General features: G+C 66.2%; 24 protein-coding genes and 1 pseudogene. 21 read left to right on the top strand and 4 right to left on the bottom strand.

Annotation, left to right across the window (positions count from 1 at the left end; translation table 11 throughout):
* Nucleotides 1-10: 10 nt before the first annotated feature.
* The 6 genes from fabZ (at nt 11) to ACQ66H_RS10870 (ending at nt 4,308) form a co-directional block, all read left to right on the top strand.
* Nucleotides 11-445 carry a 3-hydroxyacyl-ACP dehydratase FabZ gene (gene fabZ, locus ACQ66H_RS10895; RefSeq protein WP_430435618.1) on the top strand — a complete coding sequence of 145 codons (435 nt, stop codon included), beginning with the start codon at nt 11-13 and terminating at the stop codon, nt 443-445.
* Nucleotides 445-1,224, top strand: a complete 780-nt coding sequence (lpxA, locus tag ACQ66H_RS10890; RefSeq protein ID WP_020164751.1) for an acyl-ACP--UDP-N-acetylglucosamine O-acyltransferase — start codon at nt 445-447, stop codon at nt 1,222-1,224. Before fabZ ends, lpxA begins: the two co-directional genes overlap by 1 nt.
* On the top strand, nt 1,224-2,375 hold the full coding sequence (lpxB, locus tag ACQ66H_RS10885; protein ID WP_430434049.1) for a lipid-A-disaccharide synthase: 1,152 nt from the start codon (nt 1,224-1,226) through the stop codon (nt 2,373-2,375). The genes lpxA and lpxB overlap by 1 nt, the downstream gene beginning before the upstream one ends.
* Nucleotides 2,372-2,953, top strand: coding sequence for a ribonuclease HII (gene rnhB, locus ACQ66H_RS10880; protein WP_430434048.1), 582 nt, complete (start codon nt 2,372-2,374; stop codon nt 2,951-2,953). The genes lpxB and rnhB overlap by 4 nt, the downstream gene beginning before the upstream one ends.
* An 87-nt stretch (nt 2,954-3,040) precedes the next feature.
* Complete coding sequence (locus ACQ66H_RS10875) at nt 3,041-4,045, top strand: permease (protein ID WP_430434047.1); 1,005 nt, start codon at nt 3,041-3,043, stop codon at nt 4,043-4,045.
* Nucleotides 4,046-4,068: 23 nt separating this feature from the next.
* The gene (locus ACQ66H_RS10870; protein ID WP_430434046.1) at nt 4,069-4,308 is read left to right on the top strand and encodes a thioredoxin family protein; all 240 of its coding nucleotides are present in this window, start codon (nt 4,069-4,071) and stop codon (nt 4,306-4,308) included.
* A 5-nt stretch (nt 4,309-4,313) separates the two neighbouring features.
* Here ACQ66H_RS10870 and ACQ66H_RS10865 read toward each other — a convergent pair whose 3' ends face one another.
* On the bottom strand, nt 4,314-4,646 hold the full coding sequence (locus tag ACQ66H_RS10865; RefSeq protein ID WP_430434045.1) for a cupin: 333 nt from the start codon (nt 4,644-4,646) through the stop codon (nt 4,314-4,316).
* Nucleotides 4,643-5,014, bottom strand: a complete 372-nt coding sequence (locus ACQ66H_RS10860) for a cupin domain-containing protein (protein ID WP_430434044.1) — start codon at nt 5,012-5,014, stop codon at nt 4,643-4,645. The genes ACQ66H_RS10865 and ACQ66H_RS10860 overlap by 4 nt, the downstream gene beginning before the upstream one ends.
* A 94-nt stretch (nt 5,015-5,108) precedes the next feature.
* Here ACQ66H_RS10860 and ACQ66H_RS10855 point away from each other — a divergent pair, with 94 nt between their 5' ends.
* From ACQ66H_RS10855 to ACQ66H_RS10805, 11 genes are all read left to right on the top strand, one after another.
* Entirely contained in the window at nt 5,109-5,432 is a 324-nt protein-coding gene (locus tag ACQ66H_RS10855) for an ArsR/SmtB family transcription factor (RefSeq protein ID WP_430434043.1), read from the top strand.
* A gap of 13 nt (nt 5,433-5,445) precedes the next feature.
* Entirely contained in the window at nt 5,446-5,916 is a 471-nt protein-coding gene (locus ACQ66H_RS10850) for an ArsI/CadI family heavy metal resistance metalloenzyme (RefSeq protein ID WP_430434042.1), read from the top strand.
* A 1-nt stretch (nt 5,917) separates the two neighbouring features.
* A complete protein-coding gene (locus ACQ66H_RS10845) occupies nt 5,918-6,409 on the top strand; it encodes an arsenate reductase ArsC (protein ID WP_430434041.1) in 492 nt (163 codons plus the stop codon).
* Nucleotides 6,410-6,418: 9 nt separating this feature from the next.
* Complete coding sequence (gene arsB, locus ACQ66H_RS10840; RefSeq protein WP_430434040.1) at nt 6,419-7,444, top strand: ACR3 family arsenite efflux transporter; 1,026 nt, start codon at nt 6,419-6,421, stop codon at nt 7,442-7,444.
* 74 nt (nt 7,445-7,518) lie between these two features.
* A complete protein-coding gene (ahpC, locus tag ACQ66H_RS10835) occupies nt 7,519-8,082 on the top strand; it encodes an alkyl hydroperoxide reductase subunit C (protein WP_019918226.1) in 564 nt (187 codons plus the stop codon).
* 135 nt (nt 8,083-8,217) lie between these two features.
* Entirely contained in the window at nt 8,218-9,792 is a 1,575-nt protein-coding gene (ahpF, locus tag ACQ66H_RS10830) for an alkyl hydroperoxide reductase subunit F (RefSeq protein ID WP_430434039.1), read from the top strand.
* 105 nt (nt 9,793-9,897) lie between these two features.
* Nucleotides 9,898-10,365 (top strand): CopD family protein, encoded by a 468-nt coding sequence (locus tag ACQ66H_RS10825; protein ID WP_430434038.1) that lies wholly within the window; start codon nt 9,898-9,900, stop codon nt 10,363-10,365.
* Nucleotides 10,362-11,138: a TrmH family RNA methyltransferase gene (locus ACQ66H_RS10820; RefSeq protein WP_430434037.1), complete on the top strand. Its 777-nt coding sequence runs from the start codon at nt 10,362-10,364 to the stop codon at nt 11,136-11,138. The genes ACQ66H_RS10825 and ACQ66H_RS10820 overlap by 4 nt, the downstream gene beginning before the upstream one ends.
* 131 nt (nt 11,139-11,269) lie before the next feature.
* The gene (locus ACQ66H_RS10815; protein ID WP_430434036.1) at nt 11,270-11,782 is read left to right on the top strand and encodes a sigma-70 family RNA polymerase sigma factor; all 513 of its coding nucleotides are present in this window, start codon (nt 11,270-11,272) and stop codon (nt 11,780-11,782) included.
* Nucleotides 11,783-11,784: 2 nt separating this feature from the next.
* The gene (locus tag ACQ66H_RS10810; RefSeq protein WP_430434035.1) at nt 11,785-12,789 is read left to right on the top strand and encodes a FecR domain-containing protein; all 1,005 of its coding nucleotides are present in this window, start codon (nt 11,785-11,787) and stop codon (nt 12,787-12,789) included.
* A 77-nt stretch (nt 12,790-12,866) separates the two neighbouring features.
* Nucleotides 12,867-16,424 carry a TonB-dependent receptor domain-containing protein gene (locus ACQ66H_RS10805; RefSeq protein ID WP_430434034.1) on the top strand — a complete coding sequence of 1,186 codons (3,558 nt, stop codon included), beginning with the start codon at nt 12,867-12,869 and terminating at the stop codon, nt 16,422-16,424.
* 7 nt (nt 16,425-16,431) lie between these two features.
* Here the strand turns inward: ACQ66H_RS10805 and ACQ66H_RS10800 are convergent.
* Both ACQ66H_RS10800 and ACQ66H_RS10795 read right to left on the bottom strand, forming a co-directional pair.
* A pseudogene (locus ACQ66H_RS10800) lies at nt 16,432-17,114 on the bottom strand (response regulator).
* A gap of 1 nt (nt 17,115) precedes the next feature.
* On the bottom strand, nt 17,116-18,468 hold the full coding sequence (locus ACQ66H_RS10795; protein ID WP_430434033.1) for an ATP-binding protein: 1,353 nt from the start codon (nt 18,466-18,468) through the stop codon (nt 17,116-17,118).
* Nucleotides 18,469-18,672: 204 nt separating this feature from the next.
* On the opposite strand from ACQ66H_RS10795, the gene ACQ66H_RS10790 reads away from it, so the two are divergent.
* The 4 genes from ACQ66H_RS10790 (at nt 18,673) to ACQ66H_RS10775 (ending at nt 20,777) form a co-directional block, all read left to right on the top strand.
* Nucleotides 18,673-18,867: a hypothetical protein gene (locus ACQ66H_RS10790; RefSeq protein ID WP_430434032.1), complete on the top strand. Its 195-nt coding sequence runs from the start codon at nt 18,673-18,675 to the stop codon at nt 18,865-18,867.
* 188 nt (nt 18,868-19,055) lie between these two features.
* A complete protein-coding gene (locus tag ACQ66H_RS10785; protein ID WP_430434031.1) occupies nt 19,056-19,244 on the top strand; it encodes a hypothetical protein in 189 nt (62 codons plus the stop codon).
* Nucleotides 19,245-19,360: 116 nt separating this feature from the next.
* The gene (locus tag ACQ66H_RS10780; RefSeq protein WP_430434030.1) at nt 19,361-20,287 is read left to right on the top strand and encodes a histone deacetylase family protein; all 927 of its coding nucleotides are present in this window, start codon (nt 19,361-19,363) and stop codon (nt 20,285-20,287) included.
* Nucleotides 20,288-20,318: 31 nt separating this feature from the next.
* Nucleotides 20,319-20,777 carry an NfeD family protein gene (locus tag ACQ66H_RS10775; RefSeq protein WP_430434029.1) on the top strand — a complete coding sequence of 153 codons (459 nt, stop codon included), beginning with the start codon at nt 20,319-20,321 and terminating at the stop codon, nt 20,775-20,777.
* Nucleotides 20,778-20,786 lie beyond the last annotated feature (9 nt).

Raw genomic sequence — 20,786 nt, 5'->3', positions numbered from 1 at the left:
ATTGAAATCGATGGACATCCACGCGGTGCTGAAGTCGCTGCCGCACCGCTTTCCTTTCCTGCTGGTCGATCGCGTGCTCGAAGTCGAGGCGGGCAAGTACATCAAGGCGCTGAAGAACGTCACGATCAACGAGCCCTTCTTCCCCGGCCACTTCCCGAACCATCCGGTCATGCCGGGCGTGCTCATTGTCGAGGCGCTGGCGCAGGCGGCAGCCATCCTGTCCTTCGAAACGCTGGGCACGACGCCCGACGCCGATTCGGTCTATTACCTCTGTGGCGTGGACAACACCCGCTTCAAGAAGCCGGTCATGGCCGGCGACCAGCTCATCCTCGAAGTCGATCTGCTGAAGCATTCGCGCGGCATCTGGAAATACCAGGCGCGCGCCCGCGTCAACGGCGGCGTGGTGGCCGAATCCGAACTGCTCTGTGCGGTGCGTCCGACCTGATGGCAACGCTCATCCATCCGACCGCCATCGTCGATCCGGCGGCGCAGATCGCCGACGGTGTCGAGATCGGTGCCTACAGCATCATCGGGCCGAACGTCGAGATCGGTGCCGGCACCAAGGTGCATGCGCACGTGGTGATCCAGGGCCATACCCGCATCGGGCGCGACAACGCGTTCCACCCATTCTGTTCGATCGGCGGCGCACCGCAGGACAAGAAGTACGCCAATGAACCGACCCGTCTGGAGATCGGCGACCGCAACACCGTGCGCGAATACGCGACGATGAACTGCGGCACCGTGCAGGATGGCGGCGTCACGCGCCTGGGCGACGACAACTGGATCATGGCCTACGTGCACGTCGCGCACGACTGCCAGGTCGGCAGCCACACCATCATGGCCAACAACACCGCGCTGGCCGGCCACGTGCATGTCGGCGACTGGGCCATCCTCGGCGGCTTCACCGGCGTGCACCAGTTCGTGCGCGTCGGTGCGCACAGCTTCTGCGGCGTGCATTCGAGCGTGCTGCAGGACGTGCCGCCCTTCGTGCTGGCCAATGGCGTGCCGGCCAGCCCGCACGGCATCAACAGCGAAGGCCTGCGCCGTCGCGGCTACAGCAGCGAAGCCATCATGGCGATCAAGCGCGCCTACAAGACGCTGTATCGCGAGGGGCTGACGCTGGACGACGCCAAGGCCGCCATCGCCGAAGCGGCGAAGGTGACGCCCGAAGTCGCGCTGCTGTCCGATTTCCTCGCATCCGGCGGACGCGGCATCATCCGATAATGGCCTCCCGCATCACGGTGGCCATGGTCGCCGGCGAAGCGTCGGGCGACCAGCTGGCTGCGCATCTGATCAAGGCACTGCGCGATGCGCGGCCCGATATCGACTTCGTCGGCATCGGCGGGCCGCGCATGCAGTCGGCCGGCTTCGACGCCTGGTGGCCGTCCGAGAAGCTGGCCGTGCGCGGCTATTTCGAGGTGCTCAAGCACTACCGCGAACTGGCCGGCATCCGTCGCAGCCTGCTCGACCGCCTGCTCAGGGACAAGCCGGCGGCCTTCATCGGCGTTGACGCCCCCGACTTCAATCTGTGGCTGGAGCGCAAGCTGCGCGACGCCGGCGTGCCCGCCATCCATTATGTGAGCCCGTCGATCTGGGCCTGGCGTGGCGGCCGCATCAAGGGCATCGCGCGCAGCGTATCGCGCGTGCTCTGCCTGTTCCCGTTCGAGCCGGCGATCTACGAGAAGGCCGGCGTGCCGGTGAGCTATGTCGGCCATCCCTTCGCCGACGAGATTTCGCCCGAGCCGCAGCGCTTTGCCGCCCGCGAACGCCTGGCCATACCGGTCGATGCGCGCATCGTGGCGCTGCTGCCGGGCAGCCGGCAGTCGGAACTGCAGTACAACGCGCATTCCTGGATCGGTGCGGCCAAGCTGCTGCATGAGCGCCATCCGGACCTCAGATTCCTGGTGCCGCTGACCACGCGCGAAACGCGTACCCAGTTCGAACAGGCGCTGTGGGACTGCGAGGCGACCGAACTGCCGGTGTCCATCCTGTTCGGTCACGCGCGCGACGCGCTGATGGCCTGCGACGTGGCGTTGGTGGCGAGCGGCACGGCGACCCTCGAAGCGGCCCTGTGCCGCGCGCCGCACGTCGTGGCCTACCGCATCCACGCGCTGAGCTATCGCATCATGAAGCGCATGGCCTATCAGCCCTGGGTCGGCCTGCCCAACATCCTGGCCGGGCGCAGCATCGTGCCGGAACTGCTGCAGCACGACGCCACACCCGAAAAGCTGGCTGACGCGCTCGATGCGCTGCTCGGTGACGCGGTGGCGCGGGCGGCGCAGATCGACGAATTCGAGCGCATCCACTTCACGCTGCGCCAAGGCACGGCAGCGCGCGCCGCGGCGGCCATCCTGCCGCATCTGCCACGCACATGAAGATCGCCGGCGTCAACGAGGCCGGCCGGGGTCCGCTGTGCGGTCCGGTCTATGCGGCGGCGGTCATTCTCGATCCCTTGCGCCCCATAGACGGCCTGAACGATTCGAAGAAGCTGTCGGAAAAGAAGCGCGAAGCGCTGGCGCCACTGATCCGCGAGCGCGCGCTGGCCTGGGCGGTCGGCATCGCGACGGTGGAGGAAATCGACCGTCTGAACATCCTGCACGCGACCATGCTGGCGATGCGTCGCGCAGTCGAAGGCCTTGCCGTGCCGCCCGATCAGGTGCTGATCGACGGCAACCGCGTACCGCCCGGCCTCACTGTGCCGGCGCGCGCCATCGTCGGCGGCGACGCGTCGGAAGCGGCGATCTCGGCCGCCTCCATCCTGGCCAAGACCGGCCGCGACCACGAAATGATGGCCCTGGCGGCGCTGTATCCGCAGTACGGCATCGCCAAGCACAAGGGCTATCCGACCGCCGAACACCTGGCCGCATTGCGCATCCACGGCCCGTCGCCGATTCACCGGCGCAGCTTTGCGCCGGTCGCGCAGAGCGCGCTGGATTTCGGCATGCCCCACTGAAGGCGTTCGCCTTCGCTTGAGCCAGTTCAAGCTGCCGGCACGCTACAGGTCTAGCATGAGCGTCATGTCCTGCCGCCCGCACCTGCAATGAACCCGTTTGGCTGGCTCAACGACCAGCTGCTGCGCATGCAGTGGCTGTCAGACCTGGTGCGCACGCTGGTCGAGCAGGGCATGGGGCTGCCGATGAGCGGACGGGTGGGCGCGAGCGTGCATTTCTTCATCTATGACACGGTGAAGATATTCATCCTGCTGTCGCTGCTCATCTTCGGCATTTCATACGTGCAGAGCCATTTCCCGCCCGAGCGCACGCGTCGCATCCTGGGTCGTTTCACCGGGGTGCGCGGCAGTGTGCTGGCAGCGCTGCTCGGTACCGTCACGCCCTTCTGTTCCTGTTCGTCGATTCCGCTGTTCATCGGCTTCACCAGCGCCGGGCTGCCGACAGGCGTCACCTTTTCCTTCCTGATTTCGTCGCCGCTGGTCGATCTGGCGTCGGTCATCCTGCTGGCGAGCATTTTCAACTGGCCCATCGCCATCGCCTACGTGACGGTCGGCGTCGTGCTGGCGGTGGTCGGCGGCACCTTGATCGGCCGCGCGCGAATGGAGCGCCACATCGAGCCTTTCGTGTTCACCAGCCCGGTCATGCACGGCGACGACGGCGTGCCCGACGTGCGCGAGCGCCTGCGCTTCGCCCGCGACCAGGTGCGCGACATCGTTCGCCGCGTCTGGCTCTACATCCTGATCGGTGTCGGCATTGGCGCGGCCATCCACAACTGGATACCGGAGCGTCTGATCAACGGGCTGCTCGGGCAGGACAAGCCATGGTCGGTGCCGCTGGCTACGCTGGTCGGCGTCCCGATGTACGCCGACATCTTCGGCACGCTGCCGATCGCCGAGGCGCTGGTGGCGCGCGGCGTGGGGCTGGGTACGGCGCTGGCATTCATGATGTCGGTCACTGCGCTGTCGCTGCCGTCCATCATCATGCTCAAGCGTGTCGTCCGCACGCCGCTGCTGGCGACATTCGTCGGCATCGTGGCGGGTGGCATCGTGCTGATCGGCTATCTGTTCAATGCCTTTGCGGGCGCATTCACCTGACCTGGCAGGCGAGGGGAGACGACATGATCATCAAGGTACTGGGCAGCGGTTGCCGCAAGTGCATCGAACTGGCGGACAACACGCGCAAGGCGCTGGCCGCGCGTGGCCAGCAAGCCGATATCGTCAAGGTGACCGATTTCGTCAACATCGCCGCCTACGGCGTCATGTTGACGCCGGCGCTGGTGATCGACGAAAAGCTGGTGTCCGCGGGCAAGGTGTTGAGTGAACAGGAAATCGGCGAACTGCTCGGCAAGACCGGCTGAAGCGCTCAGTCCTGTGCGTCCAGATGCACGGCCAGCCAGACCGATGGCGTGGTGGCATCGGTGCATTCGACGCGGTGGTGCCGGTGTGCCGCGATGAACACCCAGTCGCCGGGGCGCAGTTCGCGGCCGCTCGCTTCATCCGCGAAGCGCAGCGTGGCCGAACCGCTCAGCAATGCCACCCACTCGTCGCCCGGCTGGTCATACCAGAAGCCGGGCGGGCTGCACTGACCGGTTGACACGATGCGCTCGATGCGCACGCCGGGCCGTGCGCACAGCGTCTCGAACAGCTCTTCCGGCTGCGGCGCCGGCGGCAGACCGTCGAACAGATTGGCGCTCACATTGCGGCCTCGTTCAGCAGTTCGGTGTCGTCGTGTGCATAGGCCGGGCTGCAGCAGCAGAGGATGACCAGTGCCTCGCGGCCGGTTGCCTCGATGCAGTGCGATGTGCCAGGTGGAATCAGCACGGTGTCGCCGACGGTCACGTCGAAGCTGTGCTCGCCCAGCGTCATGCGCCCCTGGCCGCCCGTCACGTGGTACAGCTCTTCGGTAACGTGGTGCCGGTGCAGCGCGGTGCGGGTACCGGCCGGCACGGTCGCTTCGGCCAGGCTCTGCGCCTGCCCGCCGTGCTGCGCCGGATGCATCAGTTCGCGGATCAGCGAACCGTCCTTGGTCACGTAGGCAGCACTGTCGTTGTAGCGGGTCTTCATCGGGCGTGCGGGGCAGGCGAACCGGGTGAAGCGCCAGCGTAGTCGAAAGCACGCGACACTTGCATCGATTCAATGATTCAAATATCGTTGAATTATGGAAGAACAGGACATCATCCGCGCTCTGGCCGCACTGGCTCACGAAATCCGTCTGCGCGTGTTCCGCGCACTGGTCGTCGCCGGCCCCGACGGCATGACGCCCGGCGCGCTCGGCGAGGCGCTGTCGGTCGCGCCGACCACGCTGTCCTTCCATCTGAAGGAACTGACCCAGGCCGGCCTGCTGCTGCAGTCGCGCGACGGTCGTCACCTGATCTATCGCGCCGACTACGCGCGCATGGGCACACTGATGGCCTATCTCACCGAAAACTGCTGCCGCGGCACACCCTGTGTCGAGGCCGCACCTTCCTGCACGAACTGCTGACCGGAGAACCGCAATGAAGCGCTTTCACGTCCATCTGCACGTCAACGACCTGGCGAAGAGCGTCGCCTTCTACAACAAGCTGTTCGATGCGCAGCCGGCGCGCACCGAAGCCGACTACGCGAAGTGGATGCTCGAAGATCCGCCGGTCAATTTCGCGATCTCGACCCGCGGAACCAAGCCGGGCATCGACCACCTCGGCATCCAGACCGACGACCCGGCCGAACTGGCGGCGATGAAGGCGCGCGCCGAATCGGCCGACATGGCGCTGCTCGACGAAGGCGAAACCACCTGCTGTTACGCGCGCAGCGAGAAGCACTGGGTGACCGACCCGCAGGGCATCGCCTGGGAGCACTTCCATACGCTGGGCAACATTCCGGTGTTCAACGAAGCGGCCAGCGGCGGCGCTGCCTGCTGTGCCCCCGAGGCGCCGGTCACCCGTGGCAAGCCGCTGAACATCGGCGTCAAGTCCTCCGGCTGCTGCTGACATGGCCCGTCCGCTCAACGTGCTGTTTCTGTGCACCCACAATTCGGCGCGCAGCGTGCTCGCCGAATGCCTGCTCAACCACCTCGGCGGCGCCCGCTTCCGCGCCTTTTCCGCCGGCAGCCAGCCGAGCGGGCGGGTGAATCCGTTCGCGCTGCAGGCGCTGGCGGAGCAGGGCATCGACACGGCGGGCGTGCGCAGCAAGGCCTGGGACGAATTCGCCGCGCCCGGCGCGCCGACGATGGACCTGATCATCACCGTATGCGACAGCGCCGCCGGCGAAACCTGCCCGGTGTGGCCGGGCCATCCGGCCACCGCGCACTGGGGCTACGCCGATCCGTCGGCCACGGCCGGCAGCGATGCGGCGAAGCTGACCGCCTTCCGCGACACGCTGGCGCTGATCCGCCGTCGTCTGGAGATTCTGGTCGCGATGCCGGACGAACGTCTGCACGCGCTGGCGCTGCAGCAGACCGCGCGCGATCTGGCCGCACACTGAGGTCTTTCCATGGGCATGTTCGAACGCTGGCTCACCCTGTGGGTGGGCCTGGCCATCGTCGCGGGCGTCGCGCTGGGTCTGGTCGCGCCGTCGGTTTTTGCTTCCGTTGCGGCGCTGGAACTGGCGCACGTGAATCTGGTGGTGGCCGTGCTCATCTGGGTGATGATCTACCCGATGATGATCCAGATCGACTTCGCCGCCGTGCGCGACGTCGGTCGCCGGCCGCAGGGCCTGGTGCTGACGCTGGTCGTGAACTGGCTGATCAAACCCTTCACGATGGCCGCACTGGGCGTGCTGTTCTTCCAGCACCTTTTCGCGCCCTGGGTCGATCCGCAATCGGCGTCGGAATACATCGCCGGCATGATCCTGCTCGGCGTCGCACCGTGCACCGCGATGGTGTTCGTCTGGAGTCAGCTCACGCGGGGTGACCCCAACTACACGCTGGTGCAGGTGTCGGTGAACGATCTGGTCATGGTGTTCGCCTTCGCGCCGATCGCCGCCTTCCTGCTCGGCGTGACCGACGTGGCCGTGCCGTGGGAAACGCTGCTGCTGTCCACCGCGCTCTACGTGGTGCTGCCGCTGCTCGCCGGCGTGCTCACCCGCCGTGCGCTTGGCAACGGTGCCGCACTGGCCGGATTCGTCGCGCGCCTCAAGCCCTGGTCCATCGTCGGTCTGCTGGCCACCGTCGTGCTGCTGTTCGGCTTCCAGGCGGAAACCATCGTCGCCCAGCCCGTCGTGATCGCGCTGATCGCCGTGCCGCTGGTGCTGCAGACTTACGGCATCTTCGCCATCTCCTTCGTCGCCGCGAGAATGATGAAGCTGCCCTATCCGGTGGCGGCACCGGCCTGCCTGATCGGCACGTCGAATTTCTTCGAACTTGCGGTCGCCGTTGCGATCTCCCTGTTCGGACTGCACTCGGGCGCGGCGCTGGCGACCGTGGTCGGCGTGCTGGTCGAAGTGCCGGTCATGCTGTCGCTGGTCGCCTTCACGCGGCGCAGCGCGCATCTTTTTCCGGATTCCGCTGAACTTTTTTAGATCAAGTCTAAACAAAGAGGCAGTTTCGCAATATCATTGCGACTTTCACCCCACCCACAAAAGAGGATCTCGACATGAGCATCATCAACAGCACCGTCCAGCCCTTCAAGGCAAACGCTTTCCACAACGGCAAGTTCATCACCGTGACCGACGAGAGCCTGAAGGGCAAGTGGTCGGTGATCGTGTTCATGCCGGCTGCCTTCACCTTCAACTGCCCGACCGAAGTCGAAGACGCGGCCAACAACTACGCCGAATTCCAGAAGGCCGGTGCCGAAGTGTACATCGTCACCACCGACACCCATTTCTCGCACAAGGTGTGGCACGAAACCTCGCCGGCCGTCGGCAAGGCCCAGTTCCCGCTGGTCGGCGACCCGACCCACCAGCTGACCCGCGCGTTCGACGTGCATATCGATGAAGAAGGCCTGGCGCTGCGCGGCACCTTCATCATCAACCCGGAAGGTCAGATCAAGACCGCCGAAATCCACGACAACGCGATCGCCCGCGACATGAACGAAACGCTGCGCAAGCTCAAGGCTGCGCAGTTCGTCGCCAGCCACCCCGGCCAGGTCTGCCCGGCCAAGTGGAAGGAAGGCGCTGAAACCCTGACCCCGTCGCTCGACCTGGTCGGCAAGATCTAAGCGCACAACGCTTCGCAGAGGCGCCCGGGTCAGGTGCCAGGGTGTGTTCTCAAGCGGTTTTGAGAACATGCCCTGACGGCGCCCGGCCCGGGCGTTTTGTTTTCCGCATCATCCGTTTCGAAAGCCGAGCACACCATGCTGGACGCCACTCTCAAGGGCCAGTTGAAGGCCTACCTCGAAAAGCTGCAGCACCCGATCGAACTGACGGCCGCGGTGGACGACAGCGCCGCGGCGCGCGAACTGCAGGGCCTGCTGGCCGACATCGCCGAGCTGTCGGACAAGATCACGGTGAGCGAAGAGCGAGGCGGTGCCGCGCGCACGCCGTCGTTCGCGATCAACCGCAAGGGCGGCAATATGTCGCTGCGCTTCGCCGCGATTCCGCTCGGCCACGAATTCACCTCGCTGGTGCTCGCGCTGCTGCAGGCCGGCGGCCACCCGCCGCGTGTGTCGGACGAAATGATCGAACAGATCAGGTCGCTCGACGGCGACTACAGCTTCGAAGTGTTCATGTCGCTGTCCTGCCACAACTGCCCGGACGTGGTGCAGGCGCTGAACCTGATGGCGGTGCTGAATCCGCGCGTCAAGGTGGTCACCATCGACGGCGCGCTGTTCCAGAAGGAAGTCGAGGACCGTCAGGTGATGGCAGTGCCGATGGTGTTCCTGAACGGCGAACTGTTCGGCGCCGGCCGCATGACGCTCGAAGAGATCGTCGGCAAGGTCAACACCGGTGCGGCGAAGCGTGACGCGGAGAAGATGAACGCCAAGGCGCCGTTCGACGTGCTGGTGGTCGGCGGTGGCCCGGCCGGTTCGGCGGCGGCGATCTACGCAGCGCGCAAGGGCATCCGCACCGGTGTGGTCGCCGAGCGCTTCGGCGGGCAGCTGATGGACACGCTGGGCATCGAGAACTTCATTTCGGTCAAGGAGACCGAAGGCCCCAAGCTCGCCGCCGCGCTCGAAGAGCACGTGAAGAGCTACGAGGTTGACGTGATGGCGCTGCAACGCGTCAACAAGCTGATTCCGGCCGCGGAATCGGGCGACGGCCTGATCACGCTGCAACTGTCCAATGGCGGCCAGCTGAAGTCGCGTTCGGTCATCCTGGCGACCGGCGCGCGCTGGCGTGAAATGAACGTGCCGGGCGAACGCGAATACCGCAACAAGGGCGTGGCCTACTGCCCGCACTGCGACGGTCCGCTGTTCAAGGGCAAGCGCGTGGCGGTGATCGGCGGCGGCAATTCGGGCGTCGAGGCGGCGATCGATCTGGCCGGCATCGTCGGCCACGTGACGCTGCTGGAGTTCGACAAGCAGATGCGCGCTGACGCCGTGCTGCAGCGCAAGCTGCTGAGCCTGCCCAACGTGAAGGTGATCCTGCAGGCGCAGACCACCGAAGTGACGGGCGGGGCCGACGGCAAGGTCAATGCGCTGAAGTACACCGACCGCGCCACCGGCGAGTCGCACACGGTCGAGCTCGAAGGCATCTTCGTGCAGATCGGTCTGGTGCCGAACACCGAATGGCTGAAGGGTTCGATCGAACTGACCAAGTACGGCGAAATCCAGGTCAACGCGCGCTGCGAAACCAGCACGCCGGGCGTGTTCGCCGCTGGCGACGTGACCACCGTGCCGTACAAGCAGATCATCATCGCGATGGGCGAAGGCTCGAAGGCCGCGATTTCGGCTTTCGATCACCTGATCCGCACGTCGGCACCGGCCTGATCACCAGGAGGCGTTAACATCGGAGCCCGCGCATCGCAGGATGTGCGGGCTTTTTCTTGGCTGCGCCCTTGTACGTGCGCGCCATTCACCGGGGGTCTTCACACCATGAACCACGCTCCGCTGCTGCTGTTCCTGCACGTCGCCGCAGTCACGATCTGGGTCGGCGGCATGTTCTTCGCGTATGTCTGTCTGAGGCCGGTGGCCGCGGTGCAGCTCGAACCGCCCGCGCGGCTGCGGCTGTGGCGCGGCGTGTTCGGCGGTTTCTTTCCGCTGGTGTGGGCTTCGGTCGCGGTCATCCTCGCTACTGGGCTCGGCATGATGCTGGCGGTCGGCATGAAGGCCGCGCCCATCCACTGGCATCTGATGTTCGGCGTCGGTCTGATCATGATGTTCATCTTCATGCACGTGTTCTTCGCGCCCTACAAGCGGCTGCTGCGCGCCGTCAACGCATCGGACTGGCCGGCCGGTGGCGCGGCGCTGGCGCAGATCCGCAAGCTGGTCGGGCTGAACACCGTGCTCGGCTTCGTCACCATCGCGCTGGCCACGCTGGGGCGCGCACTGGTGGCCGGATGAAGCACGTCCAGTCGCGCGACAACGCGCAGTTCAAGCAGCTGCGCAAGCTCGCGACCTCGTCGCGCGCGCGGCGCGAAGCGGCGGAAACGCTGATCGACGGCCTGCACCTGTTCCGCAGCGCGCTCGACGCCGGCGTGCGCCCCAAGCTGGCCATCGTCGCCGAGCGCGCGCTCGATCACGCCGAGGTGAAGGCCGCGCTGGCGGAGCAGGGCGAAGCGGTGTTGCTGCTCGCCGACGCGCTGTTCGACGAACTGAGCCCGACCGACACGCCGACCGGCCTGCTCGGGCTGATCGACATCCCAGCCGAGGCGGAGGCGCCGATCACCGGTGACTGTCTGGTGCTCGACGCAGTGCAGGACAGCGGCAATCTCGGCACGCTGCTGCGCGCCGCCTGGGCCACCGGCGTGCGTGACGTGCTGCTGACCACCGGCTGCGCCCAGGCGTGGAGCCCCAAGGTACTGCGCGCCGGACAGGGCGCGCATTTCAGCCTGCGCATCCGTGAGCACTGCGACGTGGCGGCGGCGCTGGCCGGCTATCCGGGCCGCATCGTCGCCACCCGGCTCGACGCGCGCAGCTCGCTCTACGCGCTCGACCTGCGCGGCCCGGTCGCCTGGCTGTTCGGCAACGAAGGGGCAGGCCTGTCGCCGGCCGTCAGCGCGCTGGCGACCGACCCGGCCATCATTCCGATGCCCGGTGCGGCCGAATCGCTGAACGTCGCGATGGCCGCCACCGTCTGCCTGTTCGAGCAGGTGCGGCAGCGCACGCGCGATTGAAGCGTCGCAAAGTGGTCGGGTGGGGCAGGGAGCTTTTCCCTGTACAAGCGTCGAGGCAGTTTTGAGAATCGGGCATCCGCGGACCTGAACGTCTGCTCATCCACCGGTGCACGCGCCCTCCGATTCCCGCCATGCAGATCGAACATCCCGTCCGTCAGGAACTGGTCAAGGACCTGTATATCGACCATCGGGGATGGCTGTTCGGCTGGCTGCGCAAGAAGCTTCGCTGTCCTTCCGACGCCGCCGACCTGACGCAGGACACCTTCGTCCGCGTCATGCAGTGCGACGAACTTGCGCAACTGCGTGAGCCGCGCGCCTTCCTGACGACGACCGCGGGTCGGCTGCTGATCGATCACCTGCGCCGTCGCAAGCTCGAACAGTCGTATCTCGGTGCTCTGGCGCTTTACGCGTCGGATGCGTCCGCCCCCTCGGCCGAAGATCATCACGCGGCGCTGGAAACCCTCAATGCGCTGGCAACCATGCTGGAGACCTTGCCGCCGAAGCCGCGCAAGGCCTTCCTGCTGTATCGACTCGACGGGCTGCCGCACGCCGAAATCGCTACCCGCCTCGGGGTGTCGGTCAGCATGATCAAGCAGTATCTGGCTACCGTCCTGATGCAGTGCTACCGCGTGCTGTACGGCTGACCATGTCGCACTCGGCATCGACCGCTGCGCAGCATGAGCGCGCCACCGAGGACGGTACGCCGTCGGCCGCCGTCGTGGCCGCGGCGACGGAGTGGTACCTGAAGATGCAGGACGACGCCTGCACGCCGGAACAACGATCCGCACTGCACGACTGGCTACAGGCCGATCCGATGCACCGTCTCGCTTATGGCCGCATCGATTCGATATGGTCGCGCTTCGGCCAGGTCGATGCGCGCGCCGGAAAGGCTGCCCTTGACGCAAGCCTCTCTGGATCAGGGCGACGCCGCCGCGCCCTGGCCGGTGCGCTGATGCTCGCGTGCACCGTGGCCGGCAGTGGCTGGCTGGCGCTGCAATCGCAGACCGCACGCTACCTGCTGGCCGACCATCGCACGGCGCCGGGCGAGCGGCTGACGATCACGCTGGACGACGGCAGCCGCATCACGCTCAACACCGACTCGGCAATAGACGCGCAGTACACCGGTCAGGAACGTCGCATCGTGCTGCGGCGGGGCGAGATTCTGGTCGAAGTGAGCGCTGACCCGCAGCGTCCATTCGTGGTCGAAAGCCGGCACGCGACGGCGCGCGCGCTCGGCACGCAGTACGTGGTGCGCGACGACGCCGATGCAACGCGCGTCGCGGTGATCGAGTCGACCGTCGAGGCGTGCAGCCGCGCCGTCGGCACCTGCACCACGCTGGCGCCCGGCAGCGCGACCCGGATCACCGACGAGGGTGTCGGTGCGACCGAGGCGGCGGATATCGATGCGCTCATCGGCTGGCGCGACGGCGTGCTGGCGGTCAACGACAAGCCGCTCACCGAGGTACTGGCCGAACTCGAGCGCTATCGCCGCGGCACGCTCTACTACGACGCCGAAGCGCTGCAGGGCCTCTCGGTTTCGGGCGTGTTCCCGCTCGACGACACCGACCGGGCACTTGCCGCGCTGAGCGCGAACCTGCCGCTGCGCATCACCCGTTTCACTTCTTACGTCGTCCGTATCGAACGCCGCTGATTTTTTCGACGCCGGCTGTACTTTCGTCTTCGTCCTTCGTCATTGCCCGCGACTACACAAAAAAAGCGGGGGAGCACATGAAGAGGTCAGAGGGTGGCAAGGGCAGGCGCGTACTCGGTGCGGCTGCGCTGGGGCTGGCCGTCGTCAGCATGCCGGCGGCGGCCGGTGCGCTGCGGCTCGAACTGGCCGACGCGACGCGCAACGATGCGGTGCGCAGTTACGACATCTCGCCGGGGCCGCTCGGCGACACACTCAATCGGGTCGCACGGCGGGCAGGTGTGGTGTTCACGTTCGAACCTTCGCTGGTCAGCGGCAAGCGCAGCGACGGTGTCCGCGGGGATTTCTCGGTGCGCGAGGCATTCACCGCCGCGCTGCAGGGAAGCGGGCTCGAACTGCGTATCGACGAAGCGGGTGGATACACACTGCGCCGCGCACCGGCGCAGCCGCTGCCTGCCCTCGGTGACCCATCCTCGTCCGTCCATCAGCTCGAAGCGATCCAGGTGCGCGCCAAGCGTTTCCACGAGATCGGTCCGCTGCCGGGCCTCGGTCTGACGAAAGAGGAAATCCCGGGCAATGTGCAGAGCCTCTCCGCCGAGGACATCCGCAATGCCCACGCGGTCAGCGTGGCCGATCTGCTGAACTCGACCATGCAGTCGGTCAACGTGAACGACTACCAGGGCAACCCGTTCCAGATGGACGTGAACTACCGGGGCTTCACCGCCAGTCCGCAACTCGGCACGCCGCAGGGCCTGTCGGTGTTTATCGACGGCATACGCGTGAACGAACCCTTCGGCGACGTCGTGAACTGGGACATGATTCCGATGAACGCGCTGTCGGGCTTCGACGTCTTTCCGGGCTCGAATCCGATCTTCGGTCTCGGCACGCTGGGCGGCGCCTTCTCGATGCGCACCAAGAGCGGTTTCGACAGCCCCGGCGTCGAGGCCGAACTGCTCACCGGCGCCTTCGGCCGCAACCAGCTGCTGGTTTCGGGCGGCTGGAACAACGGCAGCGTGGGCCTTTTCGGCGCCGGCAACTTCTTCGTCGAAGACGGCTGGCGCGACAATTCGCCGACCAAGGTGAACCAGGTGTTCGGCAAGGGCAGCTATCGCAGCGACCGGCTGGACCTGAACCTCAGCTCGCTGTACGTCTGGAACGACCTCGTCGGCAACGGGATGATTCCGAGCCAGATGTATGCGCAGGACCGCAACGGCGTATTCACGTCGCCGGATACGACGAAGAACCGGCTGCTGCAGCTGCAGCTGTCCGGCAGTTTCATCGTCAACGACAACTTCACCATTACCGGCCAGGTCTACCAGCGCGACAGCAATCGTCGCGCCCTGGGGGCCGACGTCTACACCGAATTGCGCGGCGACTACGCGCGGCGCAAGCTCGATCCGGGCGAGCAGTACACCTGCCTGTACAACAGCAGCAACAAGTACGGGCTGCCCGACTACTACGTCGTCGCTTTCGATCCGAACGACTGGTTCTCGCCGGCCTATCCGGAGTTCCTGAACTTCCTGATTGACTACGCGACCAATGGCGTCGCCAACCCAGCCCTGCTGCCGGACGGCGCATTCAATGCAGACCTGCCGGACGATTACGCGGCACACGCGAAGTACGAGTTCGACACCTGGAAGAACTACCACCAGGCGCTGTTCTACGTGCCGCAGGCGGTGACGCGCCCGCCGGTGCTGCCGGGCGACCCAACCTCGTATTCGAATGGCGAACCGTCGTACACGGCGGGCACCTGGGTCGGCGGCAGCGCACCCAGAGTGCCGGCCGGTGACATCGATGTCATCGGCGGCATGACCGCGAGCTTCTTCTACACGCCGGATGGCGTGAAGCACGCCGTCATGACGGTTACTCCCTTCAACGGCGACAACTGTGCCGCCACGCAGGACCGGGACGTGACTTCGCAGCGTGGCGAACTGACCCAGCGCGATCCGGTGACCGGCAACGTGCTGATGACCGACGGTTTCGGCACCACCCGACCGGGCGTGGTCGAGGGCACGCCGACTGCGGTGCTGACCAATACGCGGATCGAACAGATCATCCACGGCGCGTCGATGCAGTTGAACTGGAACTTCGATCGCCACAAATTCATGGTCGGCGCATCGGTCAACCGCGCGAAGGCGCGCTACGGCAGCGGGCAGATGCTCGGGCTGCTCGACGCCGAGCGCAATGCCTATCTGGCACCGGACGAGATCCGTGATCAGTACGCCGCGGCCGACGAAGAGGTGCGCAACAACGACTTCGCCGGCACCTCGATCACCAAGAGCCTGTATGCGAGCGAGACCTGGAGCCCGGTCGAGACGGTGCACCTGACCGGCGCGGTGCGCTTCAACCACACGCGGGTCAAGAACGTACTGGCCTCGCGCAGCTACGGCTTCACCGTTTTCGACCTTGCCCAGTACGAGGCCTATCCGAACTTCTACGACATCTGCGTCAATGGCGTGTGTCCGACCACCGGCTATCGCGTGCCCGACCTTGCGCGCATCATGAACCCGGCGGAAACCGAGCACTTCACCTATCGCTCGCTGAATCCTTCGCTCGGTGGCACCTGGCAGGCGCAGCCGGACCTGAACGTCTATGGCAACTGGGCACGCGGTGCGCGCACGCCGTCGGTGATCGAACTGGGCTGCGCGCTCGACCACACCCTGGTCAAGATGAGCGGCAACAAGTACATCGAGAAGGGGCTGCTGGAGAACCGTTCCTGCTCCTTACCCTCGACGCTGTCGGGCGACCCCTATCTGCCGCAGATCCGCGCCGAAACCATCGACTTCGGCATGCGCGGCCGCTGGGGCGACAACATCGAGTGGAATCTCGGCGCCTACCGTACCGATCTGAAGGACGACATCTACCTGGTGACCTATCCGGGCAACCGCAGCTTCTTTGACAGCATCGGCGACACCCGCCGGCAGGGCATCGAAGCGGGCATGACCGCCCAGCTGGGCAAGGCGCGCCTGCGGCTGAACTACGCGCTGACCGACGCCACCTTCCAGGAGTCATTCGTCATGGCGGCGAACGACAACAGCAGTGCGACGCTGGAGCCCTACTGCAATGCCTCCGGCCAGTGCATCTACGATCTGGACGATCCGGTCGGGCGCATCCGCGTCAAGCCGGGCAACCGCATGCCGGGCATACCGCTGCACAACCTGAACGCCACGCTGAGCTATGAGGTGACCGACAAGTGGACGGTGGGCGTGACGGCGATCGCCCATTCGACCGCCTACGTGCGCGGCAACGAGAACAACGAACACAGGGAAGGGGTCGTGCGGCAGGTGCCGGTTGACATCTACGACGGCAACGGCGCCGTCATCGGCCAACAGATCGTCAGACTGCAGCCGACCGGCAACAAGGGTTCGGTGCCGGGACACGTCGTCTTCAATGTCCACACGAGCTACAAGCTCACGCCGGAATGGACGCTGGGCATGCGCATCAACAACCTGCTCGACAAGGAATACTTCAGCGCCGGCCGCCTCGGCGTGAATCCGTTCTCGCCGTCGATACACGGCGCCATCGGGCCGGACGGCTACAACCACAACTCCAGTGACTGGCTCAGCACCAACTTCCTGGCACCGGGCGCACGGCGCGGAATCTGGCTGACCTTGAGCTATCAGCTCGATCCGCGCTGAGCAGCGATCAGGCGGCCGATTCTCCGGCCACGTCCGGCCGTGCCGCCCATGGCACCAGGCCGGCGGCGGTGGCCAGACGCACCAGCTCGACGTCGCTGCGCACGTCGAGCTTCTGGCGGATTTCGCTCATCCGGTTCGAGATCGTTTTCGGGCTCAGCTTGAGCGCGTCGGCGATTTCGTCACGGTCATGCCGGCCAGCAGCAGGCGGCAGATTTCGAATTCGCGCGGCGTCAGCACGTCGAGCCGCTTCTCGTCCGGCATCACGTTGTCGAGTGCCAGCTGTTCGGCCACGCGCGGGCTCAGCGTGCGCCGGCCCTGGGCGGCGGCGATCACCGCCTGCACCAGCGCTTCGGGCTCCGTGTCCTTGGTCAGGAAGCCGATCGCGCCCGCCTCCAGTGCCTGGCGGGCGAAAGCCGGCTGCGCGTGCATCGAGAACATGAGCACGCGCGCCCGGCTGTCGAGCGCCAGCATGCGGCGCGCCGCCTCGATGCCGCTGGCGCCGGGCAGCGAAATGTCCATCACCACGACGTCCGGTTTCATCAGTCTGAACAGCTGGTAGGCCTCGTCGGAACTGCCGGCTTCGCCGACCACTTCCATCATGCGGTTGTGTTCGAGGAAGCGGCGGTAACCGGCGCGCACAACGGCGTGGTCGTCGACGAGCAGAACGCGGATGGGAGTGTTCGGAGCCATGTCAGTGTTCCTGTACCGAGGTTTTCAGGGGCAGCCAGGCAGTCACTTCCCAGCCGCCGCGCGAACGCGGTCCGGCCTGGCAGTCACCACCCAGTGCGAGCGCGCGTTCGCGCATGCCGACCAGACCGAAGCCGCTTTCGGGTGCGACGTAGGGCGTTGGTTCGCCGTCGTCGGTCACCCGCAGCGATACGCGGCCGAGCCGCGGGTCGATGCTCAGATGCACATCGACCCGGGTGCACCGTGCGTGCTTGGCCGTATTGGTCAGGCACTCCTGCACGATGCGGTAGAGCGTGATGTCGTGCATGGCCGACAGCTGGCCGAGGTCTTCGTCGAGATGGAACACCACCTCGACCTTGTCGGCGCCGCGGCTGCGCTGCGTGCCCAGTTCAGCCAGCGCGTGGCGCAGGCCCAGTTCCTCGATGTCCGGCGGGCGCAGGTGTTCGAGCAGGTTGCGCACCAGACGCAGCAGATGGCCGACCTGTTCCGACATCCAGCGCGCCGCTTCACGGTGCTCGGCCAGTTCAGGCCGGCCCTCGCAGGCGTCGGCGAGCAGACGCGCGTGCGGATGGATGGCCACCAGATAGGGGCTCAGTTCGTCGTGCAGGTCGCGCGCCAGCGACTGGCGGATTTCCTCTTCGTGCGTGATCAGCTTGCGCAGCAGCCGCGCGCGTTCAGTCACGGCAGCCTCCAGCGTAGCCGCCATGCTGTTGAAAGAATCGGACAGCGGGGCCAGATCGCCCGGGCCGACGTTGTCGAGCCGCGCATCGAGCCGGCCTTCGCCGATCGCCGACAGCGCGCGCATGACGCTGCCCAGCGGCTGCAGCGCGCGGCCGACCGCCCAATACACCATGAAGCAGGCGATCAGCCCGATCGCCAGCACCATGCTGGTCTGTTTGATGTAGTCGTCCCAGATCTCGCGCAGTTCGTCGTCGGCGTTCGGCACCAGCAGGTAGTAGCCGACCACGCGCTCACCAACGCGGATGTCCTTGCGCAGCGGCGGCAGGTTGCGCAGGCGCTCGCCCATCCAGTTCAGCGCGGCCGGCGCCTCGATCGGCGGCGCGTCGCGCGAACTCAGTATGGTGCGCCCGTCCAGCGCGTGTACCTCGACGGTGAGGTGGCGCAGCGTACGCAGTTCCTGCGTGAGCTCGATGTGCGCGAGCAGCGACTCGGTAGACATGCCGGGCGGCGCCGGCGTCAGCACGCTGGGCAGCAGCGCGTGCGCAAGGCGGGCCACCGAATCGATCTCGGTCACGGCGTCGTCGTGGGCGTCGTAGAGCCTGCGCCCGCTGTCGGCAATCACCAGCAGGGTCATCAGCGAGGCGATGATCAGGGTGAGTCTGAAACGCAGACTCATGCAGGCATTTCCGGAAGTTGCGTGACCGGGCATCGTAATGCGAAGGCTGTCGGGAAATCCTCCCGCGCATCGCGCGCCGCCGTCCGTGGCGCGGGACAGCATCCCGCCTGGTGCGATTGGATTTCCCTGCCGAGGGTGGCTGTGACTCACCGATATTGAACGGCGCTGTCGCCGTTCGAGCGGCACGTCACCGAGGAGAAAGCCATGAAGAAAACTGCCCTGATCTGCACGCTGGCTCTGCTTGCCACGCCAGTTCTCGCCGCCGACGCGAAGAAGCCGTCGTCGGACAAACCCGAACTGGCCCGCGACTGGGTCGAGATGGACGCCAACAAGGATGGCTACATCACGCCGGACGAAATGGTCGCCTGGGAGAAGAAGCGCGCCGACGCCAAGAAGTGAGCGGACGGTGCCGGCCGCAGTCCGGCACCTGCCCATTTTTTTCAAGACTTTTCAAAAAGCAAAAACCGGTAAGAGCCTGTCGGCGGACGGAACTGCAAAGTGCCGTCCCGTCTCTATGCGGGGCATTCGATTTGCGCGCTAAGTATTGCCGCATCGATGCATCCCACAACCGACGACAGGAGATGGCAATGAAGAAGTTCAGTCTTGTTTTTGCAGCCTGCGCCGTAATGAGCGCCGGCGCCTACGCAGCCGACAAGAAGGCCGACAAGCCCGAGCTGGCACGCGACTGGGTGGCGATGGACGTTGACCGTGACGGCCACATCACGCCGGACGAAATGGTCAACTACGAAAAGAAGAAGGCTGCGCAGAAGAAGTGAGGGCCGGGGGCAAGCGCCCCCGATCTGTCGTACCGACGGGAGCCGCTGTGCGGCTCCCGTTCGTTTGTGCACGTCCGGTACGCCACGCCGACGCCGAGGCCGCCTACACTGCGGCCATGGACTGCGTACTGATTTCCCATCCCGACTGTCTGGAGCACCGTCCGGGCGACCGTCACCCCGAATCCCCGGCGCGCCTGCAGACCGTGCTCGCCGAACTGGAGTGCACCGGCATCACGCGCACCTGGCGGCGCGCCAAAGCACCGCTGGTCACCCGCGCGCAGCTGGAGCGCGTGCACACCGCCGCCTATCTCGACGAGGTCGAGCGTGTCGCCCCCAAGACCGGCACCTACAAGCTGGAGAGCGACACCGTGATGTCGCCCGGCTCGCTCGCCGCCGCCTCGCGCGCCGCCGGCGCCGTCGTGCAGGGCGTCGATCTGGTCATGAGCGGGCGGGCCAAGGCGGTCTTCTGCGCGACGCGCCCGCCCGGCCATCACGCGAAGCCGGGTGAGGCGATGGGCTTCTGCATCTACGGCAACGTCGCGGTCGGCGCCGCGCACGCGCTGGCGACGCACGGCATCGAGCGCGTGGTCATCGCCGACTTCGATGTGCACCGCGGCAACGGCACCGAACTGATGTTCAGGCGTGAGCCGCGCGTGCTGATGGCCGACAGCTTCCAGCACCCGTATTACCCGCGCGGCGAGTTTCCCGAGCGCGCCGGCTACATCCCGCTGCGCATGGCGGCGGGTGAGGGCTCGGACGCCTTCCGCCGCCACTGGAAGGAGGTCGCGCTGCCAAAGCTGCGCGCCTTCCGGCCGCAGCTGGTGCTGATCTCCGCTGGCTTCGACGCGTTGCGCGACGACCCGTTGGCCAATATCGAACTCCAAGCCGCCGACTACCGCTGGATCACGCACGAACTGCGCGACATCGCCGAAGCGTCGGCGCAAGGTCGCATCGTGTTGACGCTGGAAGGCGGCTACGGCCTGCCGGCCATCGGGCCGGCAGTGGCCGCTCACCTGATGGCGCTCGGCGACTGCAGCGTCTAGACTGCGCCGGCGTTCACTGCGGACTTTCAATATGGATATTCAATGGTGGCACTGGCTGGTCGCCGGTCTTGCGCTGCTGGTGATCGAACTGGCCGTGCCCGGTATGGTGGTGCTGTGGTTCGGCGTCGCCGCGATCGGCATCGGTCTGCTGCTGTGGGCGGTGCCCACACTGTCGCTGACGCTGCAGCTCGCCTTGTGGGCGGTGCTGTCCTGCGTGCTGGTGTTCGCATGGTTCCGCGTGTTCCGCGCCGACCAGCACCGCACGCACGCCGGCATGTCGGCCGGTGACGTGCTCGGCGAGGTCGGTCTGGTGGTGCACGAGATCACCCCCTTCGGTCGCGGCCAGGTGCGCTTCCAGAAGCCGCTGCTGGGCGCCGACGTATGGGACTGCATCGCTGACGACACGTTGCCGGTCGGCGAGCGGGTGAAGGTACTGTCGGTCGAGGGCTCGCTGCTCAAGGTCGGGCGCACGCACATCAACAAAAACTGAGGGAGGTTC

The organism is Methyloversatilis sp., assembly GCF_965284615.1.
Classification (GTDB): domain Bacteria; phylum Pseudomonadota; class Gammaproteobacteria; order Burkholderiales; family Rhodocyclaceae; genus Methyloversatilis.
The sequence above is the reverse complement of the archived record's forward strand: the minus strand, read 5'-3'. Positions and strand labels throughout refer to the sequence as shown.